We start from the raw sequence: 13,923 nt of genomic DNA, 5'->3' as shown, positions 1-13,923 counted from the left end.
CAATGCTGTTTAAACGCTTTCACCCGTTAATGCGGCTGAATAGAAGACGAGAACTGTTTATTGAGCAGCGCCATCAAGCCCCAGAACTCAAAGCATTAGTATCTGAGCCAGAGTGTTCGCTCGATACAACAGCCGATGAGCTTAGCTATATTGTTTTAGATCTTGAAACTACAGGGCTACAAGCAGAGAGCGATCTTATATTGTCTATGGGTTGGGTCGAGATAAACAACGACAAAATCAATCTCAACTCGGCGTCACACCTATACATTAATGAAGAGTCTTCCGTCGTACCTGAAACCGCGGTGATCAACCACATCACCCCGCAAATGCTCAGAGATGGTATCTCTTTATCTAATGCTATGACTCAATTTTTCGAAGCTGCCGCAGGTAAAATAGTCATTGCTCATGCTTGTGGCGTAGAAAAAGCATTCATCGACCGCTACTTGGATACCTACTATCAAGTGGTGAATTTGCCTATCTTGTGGATTGATACGTTAGCGATCGAAAAGAACATGGCAAAAGCGCGAAATGAGCATGACCTAGACTACTCATTGTCTTCGACTCGCGAGCGTTATGGGCTGCCAGAATATAACAATCACAACGCGCTGATCGATGCGGTCTCTACAGCAGAGCTCTTCTTAGCACAAAAGAAACGTCTCTCTCCAACGACATCAGTACCAATCGCCAAGCTCTATAGTTTGAGTCACAAGTAAAGATCACCGATACAAAAACCTTACCCTAAAAAAATAACCCCGATATGGATGACATATCGGGGTTTTATTTATCGAAAAACAACAAGTCACTTCTTGAGTCGAAAGCAATACGATAAAAACGACAGAAGCGGCTGAACTATCAGCCGCTTTAAACTTATTTATTTGAAATTAAGGATGTATCAACCATCATGAGGTTTGTTCTGATACCGTGCCCTTCTCTTCAACCGTGTCATCCACCGCTTTCACAAGCAGCATACCAACACCACCTACAATCGCACCACACAGGATGAACACCATACGTCCCCACATTGGGTTAGACAGAAGAGCCATAAGCATCACACCCACACCCGCTACTGCGATAAGTTTACCAAGCATTTGACGCTGTTTGTTATCCAGTTTCTTTTGTTCAGTCGACTCAGCAACCAATGGTGTCTCTAAGTTGTTGAAGAACTTATCTACATCAGCTTGACGATCTTCGCGCAGTGGTTTGTAGAACAGAGTAGAAGCGATGAAGAAACCACCTGTTAGCGTAATATGACCGATAAGACCAATGGCAACCTTAACATCAGACCATTCACGCTTAGTTAGCTCTTCAAGACCAAATACTGCTGACACCATTTCTGCATTGATGACGAAACCAACGATGTAAGAAACGATACCACCCACAATTAGCGTGCCCCAACCTGCCCAGTCTGGAGTCTTCTTAATGAAGAAACCAAGGAATGCTGGAATTGTCATTGGGAAGCCGATTAGTGCACCAACGTACATCATGGTGTCGAACAAGCTCAAACCTTTTAGAGAGTTAATGAACTGCGCGATAAGGATGATAGCGATACCAAATGCCGTAGAAGTAATCTTAGATACGGTTACGAGTTCTTTCTCAGATGCCTGACCTTTACGAACAACTGGTTCGTAGAAGTTCTTAACAAAGATACCTGAGTTACGGTTTAGACCTGAGTCCATAGAAGACATCGTTGCTGCAAACATTGCTGCTACAAGAAGACCAACCATACCTGCTGGCATGTACTCTTGTACGAAGTATAAGTAAGCAAAGTCACCCGCTTTAGAACCAGCCTCAGGGTACGCAGCAGATAGGTCTACACCTTGACCTGCAATGAACCAAGAAGGCATGAACCAGATGAACACGCCACCAAGCATAAGCACACATGCAAGAAGTGCTGCTTTCTTAGCGTTCTTAGAGTCTTTTGCCGCTAGGTAACGGTATGAGTTAAGCATGTTGTTAGTAATAGAGAACTGCTTAACAAAGATGAAGAATGCCCAGATGCTGAAGATGCTTAAGTAGTTAAGGTTGTTACCCGCTACGAAAGAACCCGTATCGCCCACAGGGAAGTTATTGACGATTTCACCAACACCACCACCTTGAACAACGGCAACGACAGCACAAGTAACTGTTACTGCCATGATGATAACCATCTGCATAAAGTCAGATGCAATTACCGCCCATGAGCCACCTGTTACCGACATAGCGAGTACAACCAGACCAGTGATCCAGATTGTCATCGTCATATCAAAGCCGAAGATACCAGAAGCAATGATTGCGAGTGCATTCAACCAAACACCTGCTGATACAACAGAGTTAGGCATTGAAGACCAAGTAAATACTTGCTCGTTCGCAGCACCAAAACGCATACGGATAGCTTCAATTACGGTAACAACGCGAAGTTGACGGAACTTAGGAGCAAAGTATGCAAAGTTCATGAAGTAACCAAAAGCGTTTGCTAAGAAGATGATTGCGACCGCAAAACCATCGTTGTATGCCTTACCCGCTGCACCTGTAAATGTCCACGCGGAGAATTGCGTCATAAATGCCGTAGCACCTACCATCCACCAGAGCATGTTACCGCCCCCACGGAAGTAATCACTGGTGGTACTAGTAAACGTTCTGAACATCCATCCTATAGCGATAAGAAATAAGAAATAGATGCCTACAATAGCTGTATTGAGTTCCATTCTAATAGACCTTTTGTTTTTCTATAATTAGTTTCGACCTGTACATCATAGCTATAAACCCACCCTATTGTACTACAATAAGTCAAAAGTGTGATTAATGGCAGATTAATATTATTTTTGTGAATTCGTCGATCCTTGTGAGTTTCTAGTGTCATTTGAGGCGCTTAACCCTTTTAGAGAAAGGGATTAGCCCGTTTTATAAATCAACTGTGTGGTCTTTTTATCTCCCTTTTTCCCACCACAGATAAAAACCAGAGCCTTGTCATACATATAAAAAAGCCCACGTCCGAGAACAAGACGTGGGCAAAACGGATAAACCGCCTGAACAAAAGCAGGAAGAGAACGTTCAGAAAGACAAACGATACCCCCACGGAATTCTACGTTCGCCTCATAATTACTGGCGTTACTCAATTTTCTAACCAAATTCGGCTAACTACTGTGTTCAGTAAAATGGGAACATAACTCATTTGTAACTTCGATGAACCAAACATAAGCTAGTTCAAAAGCAACAAATGATTGAGGTGTTTAACAACAACATACAAGGCCTCCAAACACCTCAATCAGCATTATTGTATTACTAATAATCTAAAATGGTTAGTTTTTGATTGCGAAATAGAGAGCTAAGTCAATAAATGAGTAATGACTCATTCGGTCGATGCATTGTTACTTGTGGCATAACAAGAGGGGATCTGAAGGGAAGTCGTGTTAGTTGTAAATTCTAGTTAAGTCACATAGTTGGTGATTATTTGATTTTACAGATAGATTTTTCTCACAGATTGCATAACCTAAAAATAATACAATAACATTACACAAGATTGGTTATGAAGAGCCGTTTTAGAACGACACAATCAATGTCTAAACTCACTTGTCTATTCGCGTGAAAAATTATGAAAAATAAAAAAACGTTATTTCCACTAGGTTTTAAAGGCAAACTCATCCTGATGGTGGCCGCTGTCACCACTGTTTCGCTAATCGCTTCAAACTGGTTCTCGTTCAATCTCGCCAAAGAGCAGGTTGAAGAGACCATTTACAAAGAGATCGACCGCTCTCTCTCTGTAGAAATCAATGAAATTGAGCAAGATGTACAACGCACCATCTCTGTCGTGAACTCGACGGCAGCAGAGCTCAAATCCGCAAACTTTGAGGTCGAGAATCAGGCGTTGATGCACTACGCTGCTAAACTGGGCGGTATCGATAAGATGGTGATTGGCTTCGATGATGGCCGTTCTTTTACTTCACGCCCTTCCGAATCCTTCCCAAACGGTATTGGTATTCCTGAAAAGTACAACCCAACGACTCGTCCTTGGTATAAACAAGCAAAAACCCGCTCTGGGCTCTCTTTTAGCGACCTGTTCTTTACTAAAAGTACGCAAACACCAATGGTTGGAGTGATGTATTCCTTTAAAGATAGCGTGCTTATGGCCGACCTTCGCTTTGATGATTTGGAAGATAAACTCGGTGAACTCGAAAAAATCTACCAAGCACGAGGCTTAATCGTTGACGACAACGGCATGATCATCGCTTCGACCATTGAGAGCATTGCACCTCAAAGCATGATCAGTTCCTTACCAGCCATCACTCAATTAGCGGCAGCAACACGTCAATCAGAAGTATTTATTCGCGGCAATATCGACCAGAAAGAGATGATGTTGATGGCTAAAGTCGTCAATATTGGTGATTCAAATCAATGGCATATGATCTCTGTTATCGATCCTAAAATTGCAATGCAAACCCTTGATAATGTGGTCTTTAATGCTCAGATGTTAATAGTCGCAGCTGTCGTCTGTTCAATTGCGGTGATGACCTTGCTACTTAATATGCTGTACCACCCAATCATCTCGCTACGTAACATTGTTCATGACCTATCCCAAGGTAACGGTGACTTAACTCAGCGTCTAGAAGAGAAAACCAATGATGACCTTGGCAAGATCGCCCGAGACATCAATATCTTCATCAGTGGTCTACAGAGCATGATCACCGAAGTAAAACAGAAGAACGTGGTGCTTGAAGGGAAAGTTGGAAGCATCGAAGGTTGTTGCCAAGAAACCAACAGCGTGTTGCAAGTTCATACCAACGAGACTAGCCAAGTTGTCACGGCGATTGATAGCTTGTCTCACGCCTCTATTGAGGTCGAGAAAAATTCTCAGTCTGCAGCTGAGGCCGCTCATAACGCAGCCACCTTTAGTGATGAGACTAAGCAGATCAATGTACTGACGGAGTCCTACATTAATGCTCTAGAAGAGCAAGTCGATACAACATCTCACGACATCATTGCGATGGCAAACGAATCACAGAGTATTCAATCTATCGTGACCGTCATCGGTGGTATTGCAGAACAAACCAACCTACTCGCACTCAACGCATCGATTGAGGCCGCACGTGCAGGTGAACATGGTCGCGGCTTTGCAGTGGTCGCCGATGAAGTAAGAGCGTTGGCGAATCGAACTCAAGAAAGCACCTCTGAAATTGAGGAAGCGCTCTCTAACCTCCAAGGCCAGTCTGAAGGCTTGGTGAAGTCGATTGAACTCACTAAATCCAATTGTGAGAAAACACGCAATCAAGTGATTCAAGCTGTTGAAATGCTCTCTAGATTGAGTGAGAAGATGGAAGTTGTCAGCCACTTCAACAGTGATATCTCAAGTGCTTCAGCAGAGCAAAACGCCGTCACACAGAGCATCACTAAGAGTGTCCATGAGATTGACCAAATTGTGCTTGAGCTCAATAAGCTCAGCGTGAATCAAGTGAATGAGTCCGTCGAGATTAAACAGCTCAACCACAGCATCAGCACCTTGATGAGTCGTTTTAAGGTTTAACCTCTAAGCTAAAATATAACCGACAAAAGCCAGAAAGCCGCTCCCAACAGAGCGGCCTTCTCATTGTTATCGATTAGTCGAGTTAGAAACTACTCTTTCCTACTTAATCTGGTTAAATAAACCGCATGACAAGTACAGTGCTCGCTTATCATCAACTTGCTGACTCTCAGGTACGTAACGAACTTCACCTATCTCAAAATCGAACGGTTCATCGGAGTAAAGAAGCAAGGGAGTATTCAAATCAGAAAAATCTAAGCCATTCTCAGCCAAGCAACTCAAAGGCACTTTAACGGTTAACCAAGGTTCGTTATTGTTCTCCAGCGCTTGTGAGAGCTCTTTCTCAATTGACGCGATTGCACCACATGGGTAAACGCAGTGACTCGCGAGTTTTAGAGACTTAGGCACTGAGCCATAAACCGCAATGTCGAACTCCAAGTCTGCGCCTGCAAATAAGTAGTCCGTCAAATCAACACCTTTTTTATCCGGTGTTTGCAGATAGAACTGCATGGGTAACGACTGTCCAAGGCTGACAGAAAGCGCATCCTGTTGGTGTTTATAGTTGATTGGTGTGGTGTGCGCGGTACCAATTTCCGTCACTTTTGAGCGAGAGACAAAGGTTCCCTTCCACTGCGTCACTTGACCACTTACTTTAGGCACAAACTGATCACCGGCAAGTCTCCCGAAGATCTCCAAATTATGGATCGCTTTAGTTTTTTGGATCTCTTTACCACAGCCAATTCTTTCTTTATCTAACTCTATTTCATTCAAATGCTGTGCTTTTTGATAACTTAAGCCGTAGCCATATTCGAACAACGGTGGGCTCTCCTCTGGAGAAAGCTCGTTTTCTGGAATCACATAGTTTGGAATCCGGGATTCAAAACGGCTTACATTACTCACACACTTATCACGTGGCCAACTAAACGATAATCGTCCAGTAAAATCTTTGCCGTTCACACCAAACAACACATCGGTGATGCCCATCGCTTCGGTTCCTGGTAACCAAGCTGCTACGAAGGCATCTGACAAATTGAGCTCCGGCGTTGTATACAGAGGTCTGCCTGAGAAAAACAGGGTAACAACCTCAAAACCTTGCCGCTTGAGTTGTTCTAGTAAACGTAAATCGCGTTTATAACTGGCTTTAAGATCTGAATAAGCAATACTTTGGTGTTCCTTGATATCACCAAACATCTCCGCATAAGGGTCTTCACCCATTACGACAATCGCAATGGCATCCATCGGCGCGGTCTCTGGGTCGGTAAACACTCTTTTCTCGCCAACTTGCTCAACGAAAGCCTCAAGTACAGTTTCACCGTTTCTATAGTCAGAGCGTCTATTCTCATTGCCCTGCCAAGTTAACGTCCAGCCCCCGCTCTGCTTTTGCAGATCATTTGAAGCACTGCCGACGACAAGATAAGTTTGGTTATTTGAGTTGAGCGGTAAAATTTGATTGTTGTTTTTTAGCAACACCAAGGATTCGCTGACCGCTTGTCTTGCCACCAGCCGATGTTTGTCTGCACCAAGTAAAGATTCATCACCTGCATAGAGTCGATAGGAAGGTCTCGGTTTAAACCATAGCCCTGCTCTCATTTTCACTCGCAGTATTCGAGTCACTGCATCATCGATTCGAGACATCGGAATTTCGCCACTTCGCACCTGCTTTATGACGTTGCGATAAAAACCTTTCCAATCTTTATTATCTGTCACCATAAACAGGTCATTACCTGCCAGGACTGCTTGCGGGCAGTTGGCATTGGTACACCCTTTTACCTCACCATGCCCATTCCAATCGGTCACCACGATACCGTCAAAACCTAGTTTGCCTTTAAGTACATCCGTGACAAGGTAACGACTACCATGTAGTTTGCCACTGTGGTTTGAGTTCGCGTCAGAGTCGCTATTTCCATTTTCGTCAACTTGCTGCCAAGAGTTAAATGACGTCATAACCACTTGCGCACCAGCCTCTATAGCTGAGAAATAGCCTGGCGCATGGAGGTTACGTAGCTGGTCTTCTGTGGAGTGGTTGATTCCTCGATCTACACCATTGTTAGTCCCACCATCACCGAGCCAATGCTTAACGGTGGCGATCACTTTGGACTCGGTTTGCAGTTGTTGTTGATTACCTTGTAGCCCTTCCACGATCGCAGGCGCGTAGTGATAAGTAATGTCTGGAGACTCTGAGTAGCCTTCGTAAACTCTTCCCCAACGGTAATCTCTTGGCACAGCCACCGTAGGAGCAAAAGTTAAGTCAATGCCAGTCGCTGCGACTTCTATTGCCGTTACTTCACCAATCTGACGAAGTAAGTCTGGATTGTTCGCCGCACCTAGGCCGATATTGTGGGGAAACAGAGTCGCTCCATAAACATTGTTGTGCCCATGAACAGCATCGGTTGCCCACATAAATGGAATTCGGAACCCTCGGCCGGCATAGGCTTCATCCAACGCAAGCCAATAGCTGTCCGCTTGTTTCGCCCACTCCTGCGCCGTTGCGTATTTATCTTCATTCGGCCAGCCACCACCACCGTTAAGTACTGAACCGATCTTATATTGTTTGGCTTCTGCCGGCGTCACTTGTCGATATTCAGGCATGATCATTTGCCCGACTTTCTCACCCAATGTCATACGACTTAAGATATCTGCGATACGAGCTTCAATCTGAGGATCTTTTGCAATCGCACTCTCTAATGATGGCCATTCTGAATAATAGGGAGTAGTAACCCTCTGTTCTTCGTTTACTACATTTACTTCAATCGGAAGGTCCGCAATCGCACAAGGAGCAGTAACCAAGCTTACAGCAACGCCTCCTAACAAAGCCTTATAATTGTGTAATATCACTTTGTAATTCCTAGCTAATTGACGATATTCAATAGCTTAAGTGTAGAACAAAAAACAAAAGCATAGACATCAATAGGCATATCAATATTAGCAACCTAGTGAGTATTCAAATAATCGAAGAAGTCCGGTGTGTCGATACAAAAAGCCCACTGATCATAAGATTAAGTGGGCTCAGTGATATAGCGCTTAAGGATTGTTAGATAATCAGGCTGATTACAATGGTTGCCATCATAACACCAACTATAAACTCTAGTATTTTCCATGACTTAGGGCGACTGAATAGTGGAGAGAGAAATCTCGCCCCAAACCCCAATGAAAAGAAGAACACGAATGAAGCAGTGATCGCTCCAATGGCAAATTGCATTTCATTCGGTTGGTACTGGGTGGAGATAGACCCAAGCAATACGACGGTGTCTAAATACACATGTGGGTTTAACCAAGTAAATGCCAAACATACCGACACCACTTTAAGCAGAGAGCCTTTGGTTTGAACATGGGTTTCTAGCGCGTGGTTTTCGGTAAACGCAGAACGAAAACTCAATATTGAATACACCGCCAAAAACAGCGCACCACCAAATCGAGCGATCTGTTCTATTTGTGGAAACTTCTCAACAATTGCACCAAAACCTGCCACACCAAAACTGATCAACAGTGCGTCTGACACAGCGCAGACTAAACAGACAATGAAGACATGCTGATTTTTCAAACCTTGCTTCAGTACAAAAGCATTTTGGGAGCCAATCGCTAGAATCAGAGATAAGCCAAGGGAGAAGCCTGATAAATATGTGGTCATGCTGATTGAATGTCTATCGTCATAAAGTGACTGTGAGGATCGAGCTTGTAGTCCGCAAAAGGTTCACAATAACGAAAGCCAAATTTCTCGTAGAGGTTACGAGCTGGTTTAAAGTACTCTTCAGAACCCGTCTCTAAACTCAGTGTTTGATATTGACGAGAAGAGGAAACCTCGAGTACATGCTGCAGCAATTTGCTGGCAACCCCGCCCTTTCGTGCATGACGAGATGTTCGCATCGATTTAAGCTCTGCGTGCTGTGGCTCAAGCTCTTTGATTGCTACACAACCAAGTAAAACATCAGCCTTCCATGCACTGAAAAACGTAATGTCTGAAGATTTTAGTGCACCGACATCAAGAGCGTGAACGCTTTCAGGTGGTGAAGTCGCGTACATGTCGGCTAAGTGTTCCTCGAGTAGCGCTATGACATCGCCGCCCGACAAATCATCCTTTCTGATTTCCATTGAATCCATTCCTTTGTATTACTGGGTTTCTAATGCTGCCTTTATATTAACTGTCTTCTTATTGATGAACAGAAAACTAGCCTCAGAGCATAACTGAACCCTTATTTATAGTTCAAGCTCGAAGATAAACCTTTCAGAGCAGCGACTTACCAATCAATAGCAAAACTATTTACTCGTCTCGATAAATCCTTTTTGTTTCTCTTTCTCAAGTACGTTCCTTACGATGCGCCACTTCTCCAACATTATTCACATCATTACGGGTCAACATGCGTACTAATGCTCTCTACACCGATCTTTCTGGTTACTACGATTTAATGTGTCTCGATATCGACTATCAATCACAAAGTAACTGTGTGCGTAGATTACATCAAATCTTCGGCAATACCGGTCGTACTCACCTTGATCTCGCTTGTGGTACCGGCCCGCACGTGCGTCATTTTATTGATTACGGCTACACCAGCAGTGGGCTTGATTTGAACCAACCTATGTTAGATATTGCAATGAGACGCTGTCCTGAAGCTCAGTTTTCACAACAAAACATGAGCCACTTTACAGTAGATGAGCCCGTTGATTTGATTACTTGTTTCCTTTACTCGATTCATTACAACGATGGGATTGATAAACTGAAAGCTTGTGTAGAGAGCGTGCATGCTGCTTTAAAGCCTGATGGTATCTTCTGCTTCAATGTTGTCGATAAAGCGAAGATCAACAACAATCTGTTTGTGCGTCACACTAGTAATCTAGAGCGAGACGCATTCACCTTCCGTTCTGGGTGGTACTACGCTGGTGACGTCGATCGACAAGCACTCAAGCTGAGTATTGAGAAAACAACCGATGGTCAGACGCAAATCTGGCATGATGAGCATCCGATGGTTGCATTCACGTTCGCAGAGATCGTTCAAATCCTCGAACCGTATTTCGATGTTCACTTATTTGAGCACGACTATGAAAAGCTGACGCCTTGGGAGCAGAACTCAGGTAACGCTATCATCACTTGTGTCAAAAAAGGCGCCCACTAAAGCCAAAAACATTTTCTTATGAGACGAAAAACGCAGGCCATTTTGACCTGCGTTTTTATTGGAAGGTAACTTTAGATCTTAGAAGTCTGCCGTCATGCCAACATAGTAAGTACGCGGTTCTTCAACATAACCCATATTCTCAAGTTCTTGAGAAACTGCTTCATCAGTTAAGTTAGTGATACCAGCTCGAATGCGAACCGAGTCATTCACGTTGTATACAGTACCGATATTCAGCGTGGTGTATGCGTCTTGAGTCAAATCCGTTTCAATCTGGCGTTCACCACGATATCTCGCACTGACAAATGCCGTTAGGTCGTAAGTTGGGCTCCAGTTCAGTTTTACCAAGCTCGAATGCTTGTAACGTTCAAGTAACTCTTCGCCCGTTGATTTGTCTTCTGTGTCTAGGTATGTATAGTTACCTGATACATCCCATTGTTCTGAAATTTGGAATCCACCAGCCAGTTCAACACCTTGGATAACAGCTTCTGATACGTTGACATAGGTGCGGGTTCCGTTACTTACGAAATTACCACCATTATCAACACAACCTACACCGTTACCACCCCATGTTCCGCCGGATAGACACTCTGTGTCACCACGGTCGATCAAGTCTTGGATTTCATTTCGGAACAATGCACCTTCGATGTTCCAACGAGGCTGGCTATAAAGCGCTGCTAGTTCATAGTTCCAGCTCGTCTCTGGGTTTAAATCTTCATTGCCGACAATGTCACACCAACCTTTACAACTCGCAACAGTATAACCAACGTGGTTCTGAGTCAGAGTTGGCGCTTTGAATGCTTTACCTACACCACCCTTAATCACTAAGTCATCTGTTGTTTGATGAACTAAATAGACTCGGGGGCTGAATTCTTCACCGTATTTTTCGTGCTTGTCTAAACGACCACCCAAGGTAGCAGTTAGTTGTTCAGTAACGTTCCATTGATCTTGAATGAACAAAGCACCTTGATACGCTTCCGCTGGAGCACCCGTGACATTTTCTTCGTTTGTTAGCTCACTCAATTGGTAGTCAACACCTACCGTTAGAATATGGTTGTCACCAAGATAGCTTGTAGCCGATGCTTCAAAGATCTGTGTTAGCTCTTCTACATCACGTGTTGAACTACCAACATCCGCAGCATTTTTATCAATGACATTCTCACGAGAGTAGCGAACTTTAGTATCACCCCAACTCCAGTAGCCGCTGTGTGTAATTGCTTGGTTGTTACGTTTCACATTGGAATTTGAAACATTCAGGCCGGTCGCATGTTCTGCCGCGGTGTCACGTTCGTCGTCACTGTAACCAAGATCTAAATCGATTGTCTGGTTGTCCGTTGCATGCCATGTCAATGTAGCCAGTAAGCTCAGGGTATCGCGGCCTTCTAGAGCAGTTACATCCTCTCGATCGTGTCCTGCACTGTGAGTTCCAGAATAAGGCTGCCACGCATCACGGCTGGTTTGGTTTACAGAGAAGCGAGCAAACAACTCATCGTCAATCAATGCGCCTGAAGTAGTTAGACCGACAGAATGTTCTTGCCCACCATTACCATCCATTGGCGATGATGTATCCATGCTCAATGTCGAGCTCCAATCATTCTCTGGTGCTTTAGTGATGATGTTAATCGTACCACCCATACCGTCAGAACCGTACAACGCCGACATAGGACCTCGAATGATCTCAACACGCTCAATTGAATCTGCTGGAATGGTTGAAAGATCGAAGTCGTTACCACGAATGATTGCACTTGCAGAACTTAGACGTCGACCATTTACCATGATCAAAGTGTAATCCGAATCCATGCCACGAATAGAGATCATCTGACGACCTGCTCGCGTGCTGTCAAAGTCTGACTCAACACTAGTAGAGTCCGCAACGATGTCTGCTAGCGTGATACCAGGGTTATTCTCAATATCCTCTGCCGTGATTACCGACATAGAAGCAGGCGCTTGTTTTAGAGAGGTTTCTGTACGAGTTGCGGTGACAACCATCTGTTCATCAGTTTCTGTAGAATCTTCGTTGGCAAAGGAAACCGTTGAAACAGAAGAACAGATAAATGCTACGGCAATAGCTAAAGGCTTAGGAGAAAAAAGAGAACGATCCGTCATAGTATGATGTCTTTATTTGCAAGTGATAATGGTTTGCATTAGACATTCGGTTACCATTTACATCAATGAAAGTTTCATCCCCTTTAGTAATTCTGACTATTTATTTTTCAAATACAGATTATCTTCCATATCCATTTATTGATTAATTATTACCTGTAAATCAGTGCTGATTATCGTACACAAAGTGATACTTAGTTGTATAACTCTTTGAAAATACGTCGGATCCATTGACACATAGGATCATTGTGAAAACGTTTGTGCCAGTATAGATAAACATCTTCTGAAGGATGACGAAGTGCCTTTGGTACCCTTTTACACACAAGTTCACGTTGCTTCGCAGCTTGCTGGGCAAAAGGAGTTGGAAGGTGAAATATGATATCCGTGGTTTCTGCGATATCAGGAGCGACATTGAAATTAGAGAGTTGGACAGGAATCGACAACTTACGTTGCTTGTCGATTAATCCAAGATCTTTAAAACGACTTTCAATCGACAGTTTTTTATCACCTTGAAGTGAGATCTGTCCTAACTGACTATTCAGAAGGTCATCAACCGTGATCTCTTTGTCTGCTAGCGGGTGGTCTTTACTCATCAACAAGCGATAATCGCGACTGGTCACAAAGGTGCGATACAGGTTCTGCTCTGAGCTAGACGGCTCATGAGTCGAGAGAACAAAATGTACGTCTCCTGAGATCAAACTCTCGAAGTGGCGTTTAGGAATTGAGTCGATGTCCACAATCATGTTCGGAGCCTGACGACGAACCTCCGCCATCACTTTTGGCATCAAATGAGTGATCTGAGGTACCAAACCAAAGAAACGAACAGTCGCATCGCTATCACTTGGCTCAAACACATCCCCTGCTACAAGCTTTTCCAATCGACCTAATACCGATGTTAAGTCTTGTTTAATCGACTCAGCTTTTGGTGTTAGCTCATACCCATAAGTACTGCGAACCAACAAGTCATCATTGAAAACTGTGCGAAGTTTTTGCAATGAACGGCTGATCGTCGGTTGGCTCATGTCCAGCGCTAATGCGGTATTTGAAACATGCTTTTCTTCTAACAGGTGCTTGAGGATAACTAATAAGTTGAGGTCGACTTGAGCCAGATTCATAAAATAGATACTTAGAAATGGAAAATTCAGAATTAGAATAATGCAGCGAGCAAACTAGGAACTCAATGCTCTAAGTGCAGAACAAAATTTAAAAGTGTAACAAGGT

Annotated in this window: 10 protein-coding genes; 3 read left to right on the top strand and 7 right to left on the bottom strand. The window is 43.7% G+C overall.

Translation table 11 applies throughout. The features are described 5' to 3' along the window. Nucleotides 1-2 precede the first annotated feature (2 nt). Nucleotides 3-713 carry a 3'-5' exonuclease gene (locus KI743_RS17900; protein ID WP_285467534.1) on the top strand — a complete coding sequence of 237 codons (711 nt, stop codon included), beginning with the start codon at nt 3-5 and terminating at the stop codon, nt 711-713. Nucleotides 714-899: 186 nt separating this feature from the next. Here the strand turns inward: KI743_RS17900 and KI743_RS17895 are convergent, their stop codons facing one another. Both KI743_RS17895 and KI743_RS17890 read right to left on the bottom strand, forming a co-directional pair. Then, nucleotides 900-2,684, bottom strand: coding sequence for a transporter (locus KI743_RS17895; protein WP_285467532.1), 1,785 nt, complete (start codon nt 2,682-2,684; stop codon nt 900-902). A 186-nt stretch (nt 2,685-2,870) separates the two neighbouring features. Continuing rightward, nucleotides 2,871-3,095, bottom strand: coding sequence for a hypothetical protein (locus KI743_RS17890; protein ID WP_152549186.1), 225 nt, complete (start codon nt 3,093-3,095; stop codon nt 2,871-2,873). A gap of 530 nt (nt 3,096-3,625) precedes the next feature. On the opposite strand from KI743_RS17890, the gene KI743_RS17885 reads away from it, so the two are divergent. Next, entirely contained in the window at nt 3,626-5,497 is a 1,872-nt protein-coding gene (locus KI743_RS17885) for a methyl-accepting chemotaxis protein (protein ID WP_306416904.1), read from the top strand. A gap of 99 nt (nt 5,498-5,596) precedes the next feature. Here KI743_RS17885 and KI743_RS17880 read toward each other — a convergent pair whose 3' ends face one another. The 3 genes from KI743_RS17880 to KI743_RS17870 all read right to left on the bottom strand — a co-directional run bounded on the left by KI743_RS17880 (nt 5,597) and on the right by KI743_RS17870 (nt 9,583). Next, on the bottom strand, nt 5,597-8,329 hold the full coding sequence (locus KI743_RS17880) for a glycoside hydrolase family 3 protein (RefSeq protein WP_285467529.1): 2,733 nt from the start codon (nt 8,327-8,329) through the stop codon (nt 5,597-5,599). A 196-nt stretch (nt 8,330-8,525) separates the two neighbouring features. Further along, nucleotides 8,526-9,122: a LysE/ArgO family amino acid transporter gene (locus KI743_RS17875; protein WP_285467528.1), complete on the bottom strand. Its 597-nt coding sequence runs from the start codon at nt 9,120-9,122 to the stop codon at nt 8,526-8,528. Further along, nucleotides 9,119-9,583, bottom strand: a complete 465-nt coding sequence (locus tag KI743_RS17870; protein WP_150872599.1) for a GNAT family N-acetyltransferase — start codon at nt 9,581-9,583, stop codon at nt 9,119-9,121. The genes KI743_RS17875 and KI743_RS17870 overlap by 4 nt, the downstream gene beginning before the upstream one ends. A 266-nt stretch (nt 9,584-9,849) precedes the next feature. Between KI743_RS17870 and KI743_RS17865 the strand changes: the two genes are divergently transcribed. Further along, entirely contained in the window at nt 9,850-10,602 is a 753-nt protein-coding gene (locus tag KI743_RS17865) for a class I SAM-dependent methyltransferase (protein ID WP_285467526.1), read from the top strand. 78 nt (nt 10,603-10,680) lie between these two features. Here KI743_RS17865 and KI743_RS17860 read toward each other — a convergent pair whose 3' ends face one another. Further along, nucleotides 10,681-12,705, bottom strand: coding sequence for a TonB-dependent receptor domain-containing protein (locus KI743_RS17860; RefSeq protein WP_285467524.1), 2,025 nt, complete (start codon nt 12,703-12,705; stop codon nt 10,681-10,683). A gap of 191 nt (nt 12,706-12,896) precedes the next feature. Continuing rightward, entirely contained in the window at nt 12,897-13,817 is a 921-nt protein-coding gene (locus tag KI743_RS17855; protein WP_285467522.1) for a LysR family transcriptional regulator, read from the bottom strand. Between the last annotated feature and the right edge of the window lie 106 nt (nt 13,818-13,923).

This window comes from Vibrio sp. D420a, from assembly GCF_030248625.1.
GTDB lineage: Bacteria > Pseudomonadota > Gammaproteobacteria > Enterobacterales > Vibrionaceae > Vibrio > Vibrio fortis_A.
Note: the sequence above shows the minus strand (reverse complement) of the source record. Positions and strands in the feature narration are given on the sequence as shown.